Source organism: Pseudomonas sp. 8(2025), assembly GCF_052665325.1.
In genome coordinates, this window is sequence record NZ_JBQOIE010000034.1 from 1 (window position 1) to 19226 (window position 19226).

General features: G+C 65.6%; 9 protein-coding genes. 5 read left to right on the forward strand and 4 right to left on the reverse strand.

The features are described 5' to 3' along the window. The 4 genes from ACUXVH_RS31295 to ACUXVH_RS31310 form a co-directional block, all read left to right on the forward strand. Positions 1-9925, forward strand: a 9925-nt coding sequence (locus ACUXVH_RS31295; protein WP_445496818.1) for a DUF637 domain-containing protein, incomplete at its 5' end; no start/stop codon positions are given. Next, positions 9922-10401, forward strand: coding sequence for a hypothetical protein (locus tag ACUXVH_RS31300; protein ID WP_227454146.1), 480 nt, complete (start codon positions 9922-9924; stop codon positions 10399-10401). The genes ACUXVH_RS31295 and ACUXVH_RS31300, both read left to right, overlap by 4 nt. Before the next feature lie 85 nt (positions 10402-10486). Beyond that, a complete protein-coding gene (bsrA, locus tag ACUXVH_RS31305; RefSeq protein WP_019095452.1) occupies positions 10487-11398 on the forward strand; it encodes a LysR family transcriptional regulator BsrA in 912 nt (303 codons plus the stop codon). A 281-nt stretch (positions 11399-11679) separates the two neighbouring features. After that, positions 11680-12825, forward strand: coding sequence for an EAL domain-containing protein (locus ACUXVH_RS31310; RefSeq protein WP_065364363.1), 1146 nt, complete (start codon positions 11680-11682; stop codon positions 12823-12825). A gap of 12 nt (positions 12826-12837) precedes the next feature. On the opposite strand, the gene ACUXVH_RS31315 is transcribed toward ACUXVH_RS31310, so the two are convergent. After that, entirely contained in the window at positions 12838-13311 is a 474-nt protein-coding gene (locus ACUXVH_RS31315) for a hypothetical protein (protein WP_015636104.1), read from the reverse strand. A 199-nt stretch (positions 13312-13510) separates the two neighbouring features. On the opposite strand from ACUXVH_RS31315, the gene ACUXVH_RS31320 reads away from it, so the two are divergent. After that, entirely contained in the window at positions 13511-14413 is a 903-nt protein-coding gene (locus ACUXVH_RS31320) for a LysR family transcriptional regulator (protein WP_015636103.1), read from the forward strand. 94 nt (positions 14414-14507) lie between these two features. Here ACUXVH_RS31320 and ACUXVH_RS31325 read toward each other — a convergent pair whose 3' ends face one another. The 3 genes from ACUXVH_RS31325 to ACUXVH_RS31335 form a co-directional block, all read right to left on the reverse strand. Then, positions 14508-15866 carry an OprD family outer membrane porin gene (locus ACUXVH_RS31325; protein ID WP_065364362.1) on the reverse strand — a complete coding sequence of 453 codons (1359 nt, stop codon included), beginning with the start codon at positions 15864-15866 and terminating at the stop codon, positions 14508-14510. A 116-nt stretch (positions 15867-15982) separates the two neighbouring features. Then, the gene (locus ACUXVH_RS31330; protein WP_065364361.1) at positions 15983-17332 is read right to left on the reverse strand and encodes a citrate-proton symporter; all 1350 of its coding nucleotides are present in this window, start codon (positions 17330-17332) and stop codon (positions 15983-15985) included. Between the two features lie 87 nt (positions 17333-17419). Then, the gene (locus ACUXVH_RS31335) at positions 17420-18814 is read right to left on the reverse strand and encodes an amidase (protein ID WP_065364360.1); all 1395 of its coding nucleotides are present in this window, start codon (positions 18812-18814) and stop codon (positions 17420-17422) included. Between the last annotated feature and the right edge of the window lie 412 nt (positions 18815-19226).

The following is a 19226-nucleotide window of genomic DNA, read 5'->3' on the forward strand; positions in this document are numbered from 1 at the left end:
GGATCTCGACAACCGCGGCAAGAGCATTGTCGCCAGCCGCGACCTGACCCTGAACACGGCCCAGATCCTGGACAACCAGGGCGGGACCCTCAGTGGCCAGCATCAGGTGAAGGTCAGCGCCGGTACTCTGGACAACCAGAACCAGGGCCGAGTCCTGAGCAGCGACAGCCTGGTGCTGCAGGCCACCCAGGTGCTGAACCACAACGCCCTGATCACCAGCGACGGCCAACTCAAGGCCGAGATCGGCCACCTGGGCAATCGCCACGGCGAGCTCAGCAGCCTGAGCCGGGTTCGCCTGCAACTGGCGGCGCTGGACAACGTCGCCGGGTTGGTGATGGCCGGTGAAACCCTGGATATCAACGCCAGCGGGGCCATCGACAACCGTGGCGGTGCCCTGGGGGCGGAGCGCTTGCTGAAGGTGCAGGCCGCATCCCTGGACAACAGCAAGGCCGGTAACCTGCGCAGCGAGGAGCGCCTGGAGGTCCAGGTCGCCGGTCGTCTCGACAACCAGGACAGGGGCTTGATTCAGGCTAACCAGGCCATGGAAGTACAGGCCGGGCAACTGGACAACCGCAAGGGCAGGATTTCCGGCAGCGACACCCTGGTGGTGCGCGGCGAGAGTGCGGACAACCGCGGTGGGGTGATACATGCCGATCAGGCCCTGGGCCTGCACAGTCGTGACGTGGATAACCGCGACAAGGGCCGCCTGGAAAGCCGGACCGCCGTCACCGTCGAAGGCAACCGCCTGGACAACAGCGGTGGCCTGCTCAGCGCCACTTCAACCCTGACGCTGAACAGCGGCGAGGTGCTCAACCACGCTGGCCGCATCGCCAGCAAAGGCGAACTCCATGCCCAGGTGGACAGGCTTGCCCAGCATGGCGGCGAGCTGGTGGCCGAAGGCGCTCTGCATCTGCAGGGCCAGTCCCTGGATAACCGGGACCAGGGCCTGGTGGCCTCCCTCAAGGCCCTGACCCTGGACGTCGTCGAGGTGGATAACCGTGGTGGTGCACTGTCGGGCCAGGGGGAAGTGCAGGTCAACGGCCAGGGGCTGAACAACAGTGATGGCGGCAAGGTCCTGGCGGACCAGCGCCTGCTGCTCCAGGTGGCCCGGGTCATCAACCAGAACCAGGGGCTGTTGTTCAGCAAGCAAGGGCTGACCCTGAGTGGCGACAGCCTGGACAACAGCGGCGGCCAGCTGGTGAGCCAGAAGCCGTTGCTGCTGACCCTGAGCGCAGCCCTGGACAACCAGCGCGGCCTGATCAGCGGCGAAGACCTGCTGACCCTCAAGGTTGGCAGCCTGGACAACCGCGGCGGACGCCTGACCGGTGCCCGGGCCCTGAGCCTCGACAGCCGCGGGGCGCTGCTCAACCAGGGCGGCTCGATCGTCGCCGAGCAGGGGCTGACCCTGGACAGCACCAGCCTGAACAACAGCGACAAGGGCGTGATCAGCGCCAAGGCCGATGCCCGCCTGGGCACCGGCGCTTTCGACAACAGCCAGGGCGGCAGCCTGACCAGTGCCGGGCAGTTGACCCTGACCACTGCCCAACTGACCAACAACCAGGGCCGGATCGGCAGCGACCAGGCCCTCAATGCCAGCATCACTGGTCTGCAGCAGCAGGGCGGCGAGCTGTTCAGCAACGCCGACCTGACCTTGGACCTGAACCATGGCCTGCTGGACAACCAGGGCGGCAACCTGCACACCCCGGGGCAGTTGTTGTTGCGCAACCTCGACCGGGTGGACAACCGCAGCGGTGAAATCTCCGGGGCCAAGGCCTTCAGCCTCAACGCCCGGGAACTGGACAACGGTGCCGGCAAGCTCCTGAGCAATCAGGCCCTGACCCTGCGCATCGAGCAGGCCCTGGCCAACGTCAAGGGGCTGATCTCGGCTGCAGCCATCGACAGCCGCAGCGCCAGTCTGGACAACCGCGACGGCCAGTTGCACAGCCGTGGCGACAGCCAACTGCAGGTCAGCGGGCACGCCGACAACCAGGGCGCAATACTGCTGGCCGAAGGGCAGATGACCCTCAAGGCCGCCAGCCTGGACAACCGCCAGGAGGGGCTGGTGGGCGCCACCCGCGCCCTGGACCTGCAGGTCGGGCGACTGGATAACCGCGGCGGTGAAGTGTCGAGCCGGCAGATCGACCTGAGCGGCGAGCGCCTGGACAACAGTGACCAGGGCCGCCTGCTGGCCAGTGGTGACCTGACCCTGAAGGTGGCCCGGGTGCTCAACCAGAACCTGGGCCTGATTTCCGCGGACCAGGGCCTGAGCCTCAGCGGCATCGGCCTGGACAACCGGGGCGGGCAACTGGTGGGGGCCCAGCGCCTGGACCTGGAACTGGGTGAAGACCTCGACAACCGCAAAGGCCGGATCAGCAGCGAAGGCCGCCTGGCGACCCAGGCCCGCAACCTGAACAACGACCGGGGCAGCCTGTCCAGTGGTGGTGCCTTGCAGGTCAGCGCCGGGCAGGCCCTGAGCAACCAGGGCGGCAAGTTGTTGAGCGACGCGGGCCTGACCCTGGCCAGTGCCCGGCTGGACAACCAGCAGCAGGGCATCATCAGCGCCAAGGGCCGGCTGTCACTCACTACCGGAGCGCTGGACAACAGCCAGGGCGGCAACCTCAACAGCGGTGATGAACTGAGCCTGAACGCTGCCCAGGTCAACAACGAGCAGGGCAGCATCGGCAGCGCCAAGGCCCTGACGGCCTCGGTCACCGGGTTGCAGCAGCAGGGCGGCAAGCTGTTCAGCAAGAGCCGCCTGAGCCTGGACCTGAACCACGGCACCCTGAACAACCAGGGCGGCCTGATCAATGCCCCCGGTGTGCTACTGCTGAGCAACCTCGGCGTGGTGGACAACCGTCAGGGGGAAATCTCCAGCCAGCAGGCTTTCGAACTGGCCGCCCGCAGCCTGGACAACAGCGCCGGGCAGTTGCTCAGCAACCAGGCCCTGACCTTGCGCATCGAGGGCGCGCTGACCGCGCTCAAGGGCAAGATCGCCGCCGCCGCGTTGCAGATCGATGCCGCTAGCCTGGACCACAGCGGCTCGCTGCTCAGCGACAGCGAACTGGACCTGCGGGTCACTGGCCCTTTGCGCAACCAGGGCCTGATCCAGGCCGCCGGGCCGCTGCAGATCAGCGCCAACGGCCTGGACAACCAGGGTGGGCGCCTGCTCGGCGGCACCCGTGTGGGCATCGACCTGGGGGCCCAAGGCTCGGACCTGGACAACCGCCAGGGCCTGATCAACACCCAGGGCGTGCTGAGCATTGCCGGGCTGCGGGACCTGCAGAACCAGGCCGGGGAAATCTCCAGCACCCAGGGCTTCAACCTGGCCGGGCGCAGCCTGGACAACAGTGGCGGCAAGCTGATCAGCCACCAGCAGCTTGGGGTCGAGGCCGTGAACCTGGGCAACCAGCAGGGCCTGATATCCGGCTGGCAGGGGCTCAAGGTCAGCGGCGGCAGCCTGGACAACCGCCAGCAAGGTACCTTGTCGAGCCTGCTGGGGGATCTGAATATCGACCTCAGCGGCGCCTTGCTCAACAGTGCGCAAGGCGGGCTGGCCAGCCAGGGTCAGCTGACCCTCAGGGCCGCGAGCCTGGACAACAGCGACAAGGGCATCGTCACCAGCAAGGGCGAGCAGCAACTGATCCTTGGCAGTGGAGGTTTGAACAACGCCCGGGGCGGGCTGATTGAAAGCAGCGCCAGCCTCGACATCGGCGCCGGCGACCTGGACAACCAGGGCGGCCGCCTCAGCGCCGTGGGCGGCCTGAACTTCACCGGCAATAGCCTGAACAACCAGGGTGGCAACCTGCGCGGTGAAGGCGCGGTGACCCTCGATCTTCTGGGTGCCCTGGTCAACACCCAGGGCAAGCTGGCCGCCAGCGGCCCGCTGCTGCTCAAGCGTTCCAGCCGCATCGACAACCAGGACGGGCAGTTGGTCAGCCAGAACCTGATGACTCTGTTCAGCAACAGCCTGGACAACAGTAACCGCGGCACCCTGGCCGCCAACGGTGCGCTGCAGGTCAACGTCAGTGGCGAGGTGCGCAACCAGAATGACGGCCTGATCTACAGCCGCGACGCCGGCCTGAGCCTGAGCGCCGGCAGCCTGAACAATGCCAAGGGCGCGATCCAGAGCGCCAAGGCCCAGACCCTGGCAGCGACCGGGGGCATCGATAACCAGGGCGGCAAGCTGATTGCCGAGGATGGTGACCTGGACATTCAAGGCGCCAGCCTGGATAACCGCGCGGGTGTACTGTCCAGCCTCAAGGGGCTGTTCCAGGCCCGGATATCGGGGGTGCTGAACAACCATGGCGGCCAGGCCGAGGCCCAGCGCCTGGATCTGCAAGCCCTGGCCGGTTTCGACAACGGCGCCGGACGCATGGCGGCCAAGGGTGGCGACTTGCTGCTCAATGCCGGCAGCGCCGGGGTGGATAACAGCCACGGCGGCCTGTATGCCAGCGGGCGGGTCAAGGCCAGCGGCAATCAGCTCGACAACAGCACCGGGCAGATCAACGGCCAGCACATCGACCTGGATTTCAACGGTTCCCTGGTCAACCAGGGCGGCCTGATTGAAAGCCGCGAGAGCCTGGCGCTGCGCGGCGCCAGCCTGGACAACCAGGGCGGCAAACTGCGGGCCCTGGCCCCTGGCGGCAAGACCGACCTGCAGATCGGCGGGCTGTTCGACAACCGCAACGGCCTGCTGGAATCCGCCAACACCGACCTGACCCTGGCGGCGTCGGGTTTCCTCAATCAGGGTGGCAGCCTGCTGCACCTGGGCGAAGGCAACTTCGATATCGCCACCGGCAACGTGATCAATGCCGGCGGCAGCCTGGTCACCCGGGGCGGGCTGACGCTGACCGCCGACAGCTGGACCAACAGTAGCGTGATCCAGGCCGGGCGCCTGAACCTCGACGTCAACCACTTCAGCCAGACCGCCGCTGGCCAGTTGCTGGCCAGCCAGCACTTGCAGGCCCGGGGTGGCAACTGGAACAACGACGGGCTGCTGGCCAGTGATGGCAGCCTGGACCTGCAGGTCGGCGGCACCTATTCCGGTAATGGCCGGGTATCCAGCCTGGGCACCCTTGGCTTTGGCGCGGCCCAGCTCAACCTTGGCGCCGCGGGCAGCATCGCCGGTGGCGGCGGTACCCAGGTCACGGTCGCCGGGCAACTGAACAACGCCGGGCGCCTGACCTCCAACGCCGGACTCTCGGTGAATGCCGGCGGCGTGCTCAACACCGGCACCCTGGGCGCCGCCCAGGGCCTGAACCTGACCACCCCGACCCTGGTCAACGACCACGGTTTCGTATTCAGCGGCCAGAACGCCGGCTTCAACGTCAATACCCTGACCAACAGCTATGGCGAGTTCTACAGCCTGGGCGGCCTGACCGTGGCCGGCATGGCGGCAGGCACCTCGGCCCAAAACCTGAGAAACATCTCCGGCAACATCCAGAGTGGCGGCGATATCAATATCGCTGCACTGGATCTGGTCAACGACCGGGAAAAATACGAAGCCAGCCAGCAGATCACCGATGGCCGTATGACCATCCGCTGCGTCCAGCACTGCGGCGGTGGCGCCAGTTGGGTCCGGGGGCCGGTGTTTATCTACCGGACGGTGGAAGGCGTGGTGACCAGCGACTCGCCGCAGTCGACCCTGAACGCGGGGGGCAACCTGACGGTCAACAGCACCAGCTTCCTCAACCGCTACAGCACCGTGTCGGCAGGCAATGACCTGAGCATCACCAGCGGCACCATCACCAACCAGGCCTCCCTGGTGGCGTCCGGTTCTTCCGGCTATGAAGTCGGCGCCGGGGTCAAGATCAATCGCGGGCTGTTCTTCCAGCTGGCCCGTGACGTGCAGGCCTATGACCGGGCGCACCCGCAGGGCAGTGCCTTCAACCAGGAGGACTTCGCCGCCCTGGTGGCCAAGTTCAACCCGGGGATCTTCTATGGCATCGACCGGCCGGTAGAGACCTCGACCCAGAGCACTTCCGCCGCGCCGGCCATCATCCAGGCCGGTGGCAAGGCCCGGCTCACGGCAGCCAACGACATCAGCAATATCAGCGTGGTCAAGAATGCCATCGCCGTGGGCGGTAGCACCCGCGACACGGCGGTGGGCGCCTCCAGCAAGCCGCTGATGGTAGTGCTCCACTCCCAGCTACCGCCGGATCTGGCGCAGCAGCAGGTCAACCCCCTGAGCCTGCCCAACTTCAGCCTGCCATCCGGGCAGAACGGCCTGTTCCGCCTGAGCGGCCAGGGCGGCGCAGCGCAGCCCTCGGCCCCGGCGCAAAGCTGGAGCATGGGCGGCGCCAGCCTGGAACTGAGCACTCGCCAGGCCGGTCCGGAGCCGGTCCAGCCCCGGGAACTGAGCAACCGGCCGCTGCCGCAAGTGGCCCTGGGCGCTCGCGACCTGAACCTGGTTGATCACCAGGCCACGGGCATCGATGGCCGCGCAGCGACGGTGCAGGTGAACGCCGTGGCCGGGGATTCGCCGGGGGGCGTGCTGCTGCCCACGGGCAGTGCTGGCAACCAGAGCGTCAACCGCGTCCAGGGCCTGCCGGACAGCAGTGTGCGCAGCAATCCGCACAAGTACCTGATCGAGACCAACCCGCTGCTCACCGACCTCAAGCAGTTCATGGGTTCGGACTATCTGCTGTCGAAACTGGGCTACGACCCGGACCAGAGCGCCAAGCGCCTGGGTGATGGTTTTTACGAGCAGCGCCTGATCCAGCAAGCGGTCACGGCCCGTACCGGCCAGCGTTTCCTCGATGGCCAGAATAGCGATGAGGGCATGTTCAAGTACCTGATGAACAACGCCATCGCCAGCAAGGATTCGCTCAACCTGGCAGTGGGCGTGACCCTGACTTCCCAGCAGGTGGCGGCCCTGACCCACGACATCGTCTGGCTCGAAGAGCAGGAGGTGAACGGCGAGAAGGTGCTGGTGCCCGTGCTGTACCTGGCCAACGCCAACAACCGTCTGGCGCCCAATGGCGCGCTGGTCCAGGGCCGCGACGTGACCCTGATCGCCGGCAAGGACCTGGTCAACTCCGGGACCTTGCGCGCCAGTGAGAACCTCAGTGCCACGGCGGGGACTGACCTGATCAACGGTGGCCTGATCGAGGCGGGCAATCGCCTGAACCTGCTGGCCGGGGACAACGTGGTCAACCAGTCCGGCGGTATTATCGCCGGGCGTGACGTGACGGTCCGCGCCCTGGCCGGGGACGTGATCAACGAGCGCAGCATCACCACCTTCCAGAGCAACCCGGGCTCCACCACCCAGCGCCTGGACTACGCCGACAACGCCGGGCGGATCGAGGCCCGCAACGACCTGAATGTCGGTGCCGGTCGCGATATCAATAACATCGGCGGGGTGCTGAGCAGTGGCGGCGACACCACCCTGATCGCTGCGCGCGACGTCAACCTGGTATCGGCCCAGGAGCACGACAAGCTCACCCGCGACCGCTACCTCAACGAAAGCATCACCCAGCACGGTTCAAGCGTCAGCGTCGGAAGGGATCTGGCGGTCAGCGCCGGACGCGACCTGACGGCGGTCGCCAGCCAGATCGAGGCCAAGCGCAACATTGCCATGGACGCGGCGGGTGACCTGACCCTGGCCTCGGCGGCGGATGAACAGCACAGCTACTCCAAGACCAAGAAAGTCACCCGCCAGGAAGACCATGTCAGCCAGGTCGGCACCTCGCTGACCGCTGGGGCCGATGTGGTCCTCAGTGCCGGCAAGGACCTGAGCCTGATCTCCAGCCGTATCAGCGCCGGCAACGAGGCCTACCTGGTGGCCGGTGACAACCTGGAACTGCTGGCGGCCCAGGACAGCGACTACTCGCTGTACGACATGAAGAAGAAGGGCAGTTGGGGCCGCAAGAAGACCCGCCGTGACGAGGTGACCCAGGTCACCAACATCGGCAGCGAGATCACGACTGGCGGCGACCTGACCCTCAAGAGCGGCGGCGACCAGAAATACCAGGTGGCCAAGCTGGAAAGCGCCAAGGACCTGACCCTGGACAGTGGCGGCGCGATCACCTTCGAGGGGGTCAAGGACCTGCACGACGAAAGCCATACCAAGAGCAACAACAACGCCTTCTGGAATTCCTCCAAAGGCCGCGGCAACACCGATGAAACCCTGCGCCAGAGCAGCCTGGTGGCCGGCGGCAGCCTGACTATCAAGGCCGTGGAAGGCTTGAAGATCGACATCAAGCACATTGACCAGAAGAGCGTCAGCCAGGCCATCGACGCCATGGTCCAGGCCGACCCGCAACTGGCCTGGCTGAAACAGGCCGAGGCCCGTGGCGATGTGGACTGGCGCCAGGTCAAGGAGATCCACGAGTCCTTCAAGTACAACAACTCGGGCCTGGGCCCGGCAGCGCAGTTGATCATCGCCATCGCCCTGGCGGCGGTGATGGGGCCGATGATGGCCGGGATGAACACCATGCTCCAGGCAGTGGCGGTGAACGTCGCCACCAATGCCACGGTCAGCACCATCGACAACCGCGGCAACCTGGGCAAGGTCCTCAAGGACGTGACCTCCAAGGAGAGCATCAAGGGCTACACAGTGGCCGCAGCCACCGCCGGAGTGGCCCAGGGGTTGAACTACAACCCGAGCGCCATGGGCCTGGATGCCAAGAGCCTGCAGACCGTGGCGGTCAAGGTCACGGCCGATGCCCTGATCAAGACTGCGGTCTATGGCGGCAGCTTCAAGGACAACCTGGCCAGCGCCGCTGCCGGCACCGCGGCGAGCATTGGCGGGGCCTATGGTGCCGGCAAGATTGGCGACCTGGGCCTGACCGAGGGCGGCCTGGCGAAAATCGCCCTGCATGCCGGGCTTGGCGGCCTGCTGTCTGAAGCCATGGGCGGTGATTTTCGCACCGGCGCCATCGCCGGTGGTGCCAACGAGTTGCTGGTGGGGGTGCTGGGGGACAAGCTGCTGCCGGACAACCTGATCCCCGGCTCGCCGGAGTACATCCAGGCCCAGGCCAACCTGATGGCCCTGTCGCAGATTGTCGGCGTACTCGGCGCGTCGGCGTCCGGTGGTGACATGAGCATCGCCTCGGCGGTGGCGGCCAATGGCACTCAGTACAACTACCTGACGCACCAGGCCTTCGATGAGGTGGGCAACTGCCTGTCGGGACGTACCTGCTCTACCGATGAGCAGAAGAAGGCTGCGGTGGCCAAGGCCGAGAAACTCAGCGAGTGGCTGGACTCGGAAATGCGCAGCCTCTGCGACAAGGCGCCGACCAGCGACAGTTGCCGCGCGGCGGTCAATGCCTCGATCAAGTACGTGGCCATGAAGGATGCCTGGAACATCATGAACAAGGATGTGACCCGTTCCTCGAAGAACACCTTCGACTATCTCTACAACACCGAAGGGGCTGCCGGGCGCCTGGTGACCTACTTGAACACCATCGACAACCGGGCCAATTTCTTTGGTGCCAGCCATGTCTACGAGCAGAACATGGGGATTGGTGCCAAGTGGTTCGGTGGGGCGGAAGAGGTGTCCAGGGCCGGTTGGACCGGCCTGGGAGCCGACGATAACCTCTCGTACATAACCTTTGGTGTCGGCCGGCTGATGGCGCCGGTCTATGACTGGCGCAAGGCAGCCGGGGATGCGCTGATCACCGGTGGCTTCGAGAACTTCAAGAACCTCTACAACAAGGCCACCAGCGATCCGGTCGCCTGGGACATCAAGCAATTGAAAGGCGAACAGACTATCCTGCAGCCGATTCATGAGCAGTACATGGGCGACCGGAGTGCATTCACCTGGCTTTCCGGGCTGGTGACCGATACGTCGATCATGCCCGAGATAATGATCGGTGATCGAAAAGGAATGGATGGCGGCGTGGATATTCTGGATTACAAGTCCCGGGTGGAGTTTGGCTGCAAATTGCTGGGCTACTCCAAGAGCCAGGGCTGTGCGCCATGAGTGCGGCGGCTTACCCGCGCCGCCGGGTGTTCATGGCGTTTTTCTTCTGCCCGCTGGTGTTGGGGCTGGTGTTCGGCGCCTTCAAGTTCGTCACGCTGCTGGCCCACCTGGCCAGCAACCCGCGATTGCTGGGGGAGGTGCGGGGGGGCGAGTTGCTGCTGATGCCGGTGCTTGCACCGCTGGTGGCCCAGGTGGCCTTTCTGCTGCCGTTCCTGGTCTTCGCCCTGGGGGTGACGCTGATGAAGGTCTACCACAGCCCGCGCGCCTGTGCGGTGCTGGCCCTGGTGGGCGCAAGCGTGGCCAGCCTATGGGCGCTGATCTTCATCGCCCTGGTGGTCCATGGCGTGAAGAAGGCACAGTTCGCCGACTACCAGGTGGAGATGCTGGTGCTATTCGTGGCTGCCTGCCTGACCTGCTGGCTGGCGGCGCGCCTTTTCCTGCCCGAGAGCAATGCTGGTCCAGGGGTTGCTGACTGACCCCTTGCTCCGGCTGCCGTTATTGACAGCCGGGGCTGGCGCCGCGAATTATCCAGCCCCTGGATAATTTCGATGGGCATTATTCATGAAGCTCAATGTGCAGCGCCTTGACCTCAACCTGTTGCGGGTGTTCGACGCCTTGATGCAGGAGCAGAACCTGTCCCGGGCCGCGGTACGCCTGAACCTCAGCCAACCGGCGGTGAGCAATGCCCTGGCGCGCCTGCGTCGGCACCTGGACGAGCCGCTGTTCATTCGCACCGCCCGCGGCATGCAACCCACCTCCCGGGCCCTGAGCCTGCATGTGGCCGTCCGCCAGGCCCTGCACCTGTTGCAGCAGGGCCTCGATCCTGCTGCGGCGTTCGAGCCGGCGGCGGCCCAGCAACTGTTCACCTTGTCGATGAACGATTACGCCCAGGCGCGCCTGCTGCCGGCCCTGTCCCGACGCCTGCAGCAGGTAGCGCCCGGGGTCCGGCTGGCGGTGCGCAGCGACAGCGCCGACGCCATCGCCGCCTGGCTCGGTGCCGGGATGCTCGACCTGGCGGTGGACTACCTGTATTTCGACAGCCCGGACCTGTGCTACCAGCCGCTGCTTGAGGAGCAACTGGTGGTGATCGGCCGTCGCGACCATCCGGCGTTTGCCCCGGAACTGAGCCTGGAGGCCTACCAGGCTTGCCAGCACGTGGCGATTCCCGATCGGGGTGGGCGCGGCTCGCCCCTGGAAATCGTTCTCGGCTCGGCCAAGGTCCAGCGCCAGGTGCAGGTGTTCGTGCCCAACTACCTGAGCATTCCGCTGATCGTTGCCCAGTCCGACCTGCTGGGCACCGTGCCACGCTACCTGGCGGAGCATTTCTGCGCCTTGCTGCCGATCCGCATCGCCAGCCTGCCGCTGCTGGCGGCGCCGGTGCAGGTCAGCCTGATCTGGCATCGCCAGCAGCAACAGGCGCCGGGCCTGCAATGGTTGCGCAGGGAGATTGCGGCCATTGCCAGTGCTCCATAGTCGCCATGCACTCCGGGTAAACGGGGCGCTGCCCAGGTGGGGCCGACCTCGGCCGACCAGCTCTGGCTCCGGAATTTCTTGAGAAAGTGCCAAGTCTCAGAAATTTCCTACTTCCATTGGCGAAGTGTCTTGAACTCAGTTGAGTTCAATTTGGCTAGCATGGTTTTTTATCCGGAGCCGCGGTGATGTCGACGCTGAGCGTACTGTTGTTGTGTTCGAACGCTTTTCGGGTTCGACATTTTTCAAGAATTCTCGCGTCTTGCGGTTTTGCTCGGGTACAAGTGATCAGCGATGACTGCGACGGGGCTCAGTTCCCGCCCGCCCTGGATGAACTGGACCTGGTGATCTGCGACTCGCTGCACTCCCTGAACGCCATCCCCTACCTGCGCAGGCTCTGCGAGCACTACGGGTTTTTCTCGATGATGGAATGCGAGGCACTGCAAGCGCCGATCCGTTGGGGGCTGGCGAACTTTCGCATGCGTTCCGGCAAGTACTGCGTCGGCAGTTACAGCGATCTGGATACGGTGCAGATCAGCGCCTTGCTGCTCAAGGCGCTAACCGTCAAGCGCACGGTGCGCAGTCACTCCCGCGGCACTACCCAGGCGGCAGGCCGGCCGCGACCCGCCAGTAATGACTGGGTGGCGCAGTTGGATGTCTCCATGGCGCTGGAACAGCAGCAGATCGTCCCGTACTTCCAGCCCCAGGTCTGTATCAAGACCCGGCGCATCACCGGCGTCGAAGTCCTGGCCCGTTGGCAGCATCCTCACAAGGGGGTGCTGGGGCCGCAGTTCTTTCTCGACTTGTTCGACAGCCCGCAGGGCCATCGCCAGTTGTTCGACTGCCTGTTGCAGCAGGGCCTGGCGCTGCAGCGGCAGTTGCAGGGCCACGCCAGCGGCGATGCCCTGATGTTCTCCTACAACATTGAGGCCAGCCAGTTGAGCGATCCGCAATTCGCCCTGCAGGTGTTGCAACAGATCGACGAGGCGCAGGTGCCCACGCGCCAGGTGACCCTGGAGATCACCGAGCGCCAAGCTCTGGTCCTGAGCATGCAGAGCATCGAGAACATCAGTGTGCTGGTGCACAGTGGCGTGCGTCTGTCCCTGGATGATTTTGGCACCGGGCATTCCTCGATCATGCGCCTGGCGGACATTCCCTTTGGCCAGCTCAAGCTGGACTCCGGATTTGTCGCCAACGCTACGGGGCCCAAGGAAACCCGGATCATCGAGGCCATCGTGGGGATGGCCGGTGCGCTGAACCTGGAGCTGGTGGCCGAAGGCATCGAGACCGAAAAGCAACGTGCGCACCTGCAGCGCCTGGGTGTCGATGCGGCCCAGGGCTTTCTGTTTCACAAACCGATGAATGCAGCCGCCCTGGTCCGGGTCCTGACGTTGAGCCGGCCGCCGCAGCGACAGCTCAGCCAGAGCTAGGATGCAGCGCGGTCACTGCGTCTTGAGCATCACATAGGCTTCACCGCCACGACGGTCGTGCATGAGGATGAAGGTCTGCCCGTTGAGGGTGATCTTGCTCGGTACGCTCTGGGCCACCGGGGTGCTGGAGAACTTGCCGGCCACGCTGAGAAATTGCTGGGTCAGCGAGCTGTCGTTCTGGGTCGGGGTGGTGATCGCGCATTCCTTGTTGGCCTGTATCTGCACGCCCAGGCTTTGGTCCTCGTTCATGCCCATCTTGGCGAAGCCGGCATCGGTCAGGTCACTGATGCCATGGTTGCGCGCGGCGGTCTCGGCGCCGGCGAAGGACGGCGCGGACTTCAGGCAGATATCGCGAAAGGCCAGGATGCCGGCGGAAGTGATGGTGGGCTCCGGGTTGATCTCCCGGGTCACGCTGGAGCAGGCGCCAAGCAGCGCCAGGGCGGTGAGGGTTGCGGCAAGTGGTGCGGTGCGGGGCAGAGTGCTCATGGAAATCCTTGGAAGCAGACGGCAAGGGGGTGGGGAGGGTTCTTGCCGAATGAGGCATCGGCGCCCTGGCAGGGTAGGCAGGGGCATCGTTCAGATCAATCTTTTGTGTGAAAACCGCGTGTTGAACGGTTCCGGGGCGCTGCGGCTGGCGCAGTAATTGCCTGCCTCATGGCTCAGTTCAACGATGGGACCTGCGGCCATGCAATTACGAGCGTTGCGTTACTTCCACGAGGTAGCCCGGTGCGCCTCCCTGCGTCAGGCGGCGGAGCGCCTGTACGTGACCCCCACCGCAGTCAGCCGGCAGATCGAGCAACTGGAGCACTTCTTCGGCACCGCGCTGATCGAGCGCGGGCCCCGGGGCATTCGCCTGACCGTGGAGGGTGAATGCCTGGCCGAGCAGGTCACCTCCACCTTGCGCGGCTTCGACCAGGTGCGCGATGTGATCGCCAGCCGGCAGAGCCAGGTAGCGGGTAACGTCAGCATCCATGTGTCGGAAAGTATCGTTTCCAGCGTGCTGGCGCCGGTGCTGGCGGCGTTCAACCGGGCCCATCCGAAAGTCACCTTCAACATCGTCATCGCCAGTGCCGGCGCCACTCTGGATGCCCTGTGCAGCGGCGAGGCCGACCTGGGCCTGGCGTTCTACCTGCCGGAACGGGCCGAAGTGGAGGTGACCGCCCACTGCCAACTGTGGCACCGGGTACTGGTCAGCGCTGAGCACCCGTTTGCCCAGTGCCCGAGCATTCGCCTGCAGGATCTGGAGGGCCAGCCCCTGGCGATTCCCGACTCGGCCTACGGCGTGCGCCAGGCCCTGGAGGGCGCGGCGAAAAAGCGCGGAGTGAACATCCTTCCGGTATTCACCACCAGCTCCCTGGAGGTGCAGAAAAGCCTGGCCCGCCAACGTGCGGCAGTGCTGATCCTGCCCCAGGTGGATGCCGAGGCCCGGGACCTGGGGGATGGGCTGGTGGCCGTGCCGATCGACGACCAATACCTGGAGCGGATCCGGGTGGACCTGTGCGTGGTGCGCAACCGGCCCTTGTCGGTGGCGACCCTCAGGTGCCAGGAAATGCTTGTCCGGGCGATGCAACGCCATAGCCTGGCGTAGGAGCGGGCTTGCCCGCGAAGGCGTTTCCAAGAACGCTGCACGGCTTACGGACCTCTTCGCCGGCAAGCCGGCTCCTACGGAGGAGGGGCGGTGGTCAGAACAGGTTGAATGGGAAATTCCCCACCAGGCGGAACTCGTCATAGCTGCCGTCGATCTGCCCGCCGCTGGCGCGGTGGTTGTAGACGATGGTGCGCAGCACCGCATCCTTGAGCCGTCCGGACTGCACCACATAGGCCAGCATCAGGCCATTCTCGTTGTGCTTGGCGCCGTCCAGGCCGCGTACGTTGTAGCCGCGGTTGCGGCCATTGCGGTCACCGTCGTACTGGGTGCCATCGATGCCCCAGCCCTTGGCGTGCCACAGGCTGGCGCTCAGCCCGGGCACGCCGTAGGCGGCAAGATCCAGGTCGTAGCGCAACTGCCAGGACTTTTCATTGGGGCCGTTGTAGTCCGAGTACAGGGAGTTGGCCATGTAGTTGCCGGTGGACTCCCACACATAGTCGAAGTACTCGTCGCCGAACACCTGCTGCCAGGCCAGGGTCAGGCTGTGGGCCTGATGGCTGCCGGTCAGCGCCAGACTGAAGGCGTCGTTATCGATGTAGCCCAGGCGCTGCTGGCCCTGGTCCCGGGTGTGGTAGTAGTTGAACGCGGTCTTCAGCGCCAGCCGGCTTTTGTCCCCGGCGCGGTGGGTCAGGCCCAGGTAGTACTGGTCCCACATGTTCTCGAAGCGTGAGGCATAAAGGCTGCCTTCCAGGCCCAGGCCGGACTTGACCGTCGTGCCCAGGTAGCTGATGCGCTCGCCGCTGTAGGCGCGGTTGCCGAAGGTGGTGGTCAGGCGTTCGCTGCCGGTGCCGGTGCGCGGGATGGCCCGGTCGAAGCTGCCAGCCTGCAGCGACAACCAGTCGGTTTCGTTGCTGTACAGGCCCACGCCCTGGAAGCTGGAGGGCAGTGCGCGGTTGTCCTTGTAGCGCAGCACCGGGTTGTCGGTCATCAGGCGCCCGGCCTTGAGCTCGGTGTTGGACAGGCGCAGGCGGACATCGCCGATGCCCAGGCGGCTCCAGGTGGGCAGGGCGTCGCCGTCGCTGTCCACCAGCACCCGGTCGCCGCCATTGGCCACCCGGCCGTGGCCGCGCTCCAGGTTCACTGCGCTGAACAGGCCGGCGTCCACCCCAATGCCGATCAGCCCCTGGGTATAGCCGGAGCTGTACTTGAGCATGCCGGTCTGTACCCAGGTTTCCCGCACCCGGGTGCGCTGGTTGCCGTCGGGTTTCTTGATCGTCAGGTAGGTGTCGCGTTGGGTGTGCTGGTTGGAGTAGTAATGGCGCAGGTTGAGGTCCAGGCTGCTGCCTTCGATAAAGCCCGGGGCCTGGGCCTGCTGGCTTGGGCGCGGGTTGTCCTGGGCCAGCAGGGGGCTGCTGGCGCTCATGGCCAGGAGGCAAAGTACGAGCTGTTTCATGTCGCTTCCCCACAAATCAAAGGCGTCGAACCTCCGCCCGACCGCGGTCATGCGCGGCCGGCAGGGTAGAGGAAGACGCGGTGCCGGAAAAGAGTTTTGGGCAGTGAGGCGAATGCTCAGCGGGCGCGGGCTTCTGCGAGCCGTTGGCCGGGGTTGCTGCGCCCGGGTGCTTGCGGGCGGGTTTCCTTGGCGAACCAGGCGGCGGTCAGGCACACCAGGTTAGCCACCAGCAGGTAGCCCACCGGTGACATTGGGTTGCCGGTGGTGCCGATCAGCCAGGTGATGATGATCTGCGCCGTACCGCCGAAAGCCGCCACGCCAAAGGCGTAGACGATGGAGAAACCGGTGGAGCGCACCGCCTTGGGAAAGCTCTCCACCAGCAGCACGATCAGCGCCGCGCCACTCATGCCGTGCAGCCCGGAGAGCACCGCCAGGGTCAGCAGGAAGGTCGTAGGGCTGGGGTGCTCGGTCATCAGTTGCAGGGCCGGGAACAGCACCAGCAACAGCACCACCCGTGGCGCCATGAGGATGGTGCGGCGGCCGAAACGGTCGCAGAGCATGCCGCCGGCAATCGCGCACACCGCCATCGCCGCGCCGGCCACCAGGGTCGAGAGCATGGAGATGCTGGTGGGCAGTTTCAGTTCGGTGAGGGCGAAGGTGGTCATGTAGTTGATGAAGTACTGGGTGATGGTGCTGCCCGACAGAATCAGCAGCCCCAGCACCAGCGCCCGGCGATGCTCGCCGAACACCTGGCGCACCAGGCTGCCGGTGCTGGCTGTCTCGCCCTGGCCGTGGAAGGTTTCCGCCAGGTTGCGGCGGATGTAGATGCCGATTGGCAGCACCAAGAGGCCGAACACGAAGGGCACGCGCCAGCCCCAGCTGTTGAGGTCCTCGGGGGACAGCACCTGGGTCAGGGTGTAGCCCACGGTGCCGGCGGCCATGGCGGCCACGCCCTGGGCCACCACCTGCCAGCAGGCGTAGGTGCCGCGCTTGTGGGCTGGCGCGGCTTCGAGGATGTAGGTGGTGGCGGGGCCGGCTTCTCCGCCCCAGGCCAGGCCCTGGATCAGCCGGGTGATTACCAGCAGGATCGGTGCGGCGATGCCGATGCTTTCATAGCTGGGCAGGATGGCGATGCTGCCGGTGCCCACGGCCATCATCACCAGGGTCAGGAGCATCGCCGGCTTGCGCCCGACGCGGTCGGCGTAGGCACCGATCAGCACGGCCCCCAGGGGCCGCACGATAAACCCCACACCGAAGGCGGTGACCGACAGCATCAGGCTGACAAAGGCGCTGTCGGAGGGAAAGAAGGTGTGGCCGATCATCACCGCAAAGGTGGCGTAGACCCCGAAATCGAAGAACTCCACGGCGTTGCCGAGGATCACCGCAAACACACTGCGCTTGCCTCCCGCTGCATTGGGCGTTTCGGGCTCGGGTGTGGCGGATGGATTGGACGCTTGGCTGTGCATACTGGCCCCTCGAATTTTTATTCATAGGTTGCCCAGGCCCCGGGCGGCAAGGCCCGGGGCTGGGGTGAAGGTGGCAGTTTCGGTGTGTCAGTGGGACGGCGGATTTGGCCAGCTGTGGATTGCTCCGCGCCAGCTCTCATAGGTCTTGGCCACTTGCAGCAGCCATTGATCGGCAAAGCGCGGGGCGATCATCTGCAGGCCGATGGGCATGCCATCGGCGGCGAAACCGCAGTTGATCGACAGCGCCGGTTGTTCGCCCATGTTCCAGGGCAGGGTGAAGACGATGTGCTCGAACGGCTGCTGCGGATCATTGCTCGGTGACGGCCACTGGGCGGGAAAATGGTTGATCTGGTTGGTGGGTGACAACACCAGGTCGAACTCGCTGAACACCTGGGCGGCGCGGCGACGCATCTCGAAGGTCTGGTTGAAGCCCAGCACCGCCTCGACCCCGGACAAGTCGGCCCCCGGCGCCGCCCAGTCGCGGATATAGGGCAGCACCTTGGCAAACTGCTCGGCGCCCAGGGCCGAGAGTTCCGCCCATTGTCGGGCACGCCAGAAGCGGTCGAGGCCGTCTAGCTGAGCGCGGTCCATGATCGGTGCCAGGGTGCGGACCTGGGCGCCGTGGCTCTCGAACAACCGCGCGGCCTGTTCCACCGCCGCGCAGACAAAATCTTCCGGCTGCAGCCCCGCGCCGGGTTCCAGCATCAGGCCGATTTTCAAGCCGTTGACCGACACCGGCGCATCGCTCCAGTCACCGGTCAAGGGCGGCAGGCTGGTGGCGTCCCGGGCATCGGGTCTGGCCAGGTAGCGCATCATCAGCACCGCGTCATCGACGCTGCGGGTCATGGGCCCGGCGCAGCGTCCGGTGTAGTAGGGGTCGATGGGAATCCGCCCCAGGGTCGGCTTGAACCCCACCAGCCCGCACCAGGCGGCCGGCAGGCGCACCGAGCCGCCGATATCGGTGCCGATGTGCAGCGGCCCGTAACCGGCCGCGGCGGCCGCAGCGGCGCCGGAACTGGAGCCACCGGTATTGCAGGCGGTGTTCCAGGGGTTGCGGGTAATGCCGTGGAAGCTCGACAACCCCGAGGACAACATGCCGAAATCCGGCACCGTGGTCTTGGCCAGGATGATCGCCCCGGCCTCACGCATCCGCGCTGCGGGCGGTGCATCCTGCAACGCCGGCTTCAAGGTGGTGGCCGCGCTGCCCAGCGGGATTGGCGTGCCCTGGGTGGCGATCAGTTCCTTGATCGTCACTGGAATCCCGTCCAGCGGGCCGTTGGGCGCGCCCTTGTTCCAGCGCTCGGTGGCGGCCCGGGCCTGCAGGCGCACCTGCTCCGGATCGAAGGCGTAGAGCGCACGGATATGCGGCTCCCAGCGCCCGATATGGGCCAGCAGATGCTCGTAGTAGTCCAGTGGCGAGAGGGTGCGGCTGGCGAATTGCGCCAGCAGCTGGGTGGTGGATAGATCGTGCAAATCAGTCATCGAACGCATCCTTGTGTCGGGCGTCAGTCGGGTTGCTGATGGCCCGACTGTATCGCTTCCACCCTAGCCCAACCATCACAAAGGACGCAGCCTGGTGTTGCGTTTTTGTGAGCACTGCAGCGGCGTGTCCCTCGGCCCGATTGAATACGGCCCCACCCAATCGCGACGTTCTGTAGGAGCGGGCTTGCCCGCGAAGGCGGCCTCAGGGTTTGCACAAGACTCGCAGGCCTCTTCGCCGGCAAGCCGGCTCCTACGGGATTCTGCACGATGCCGGAACCAGGTGTAGGAGCGGGCTTGCCCGCGAAGGCGGCCTCAGGGTTTGCACAAGGCCCGCGGGCCTCTTCGCCGGCAAGCCGGCTCCTACGGGATTCTGCACGATGCCGGAACCAGGTGTAGGAGCGGGCTTGCCCGC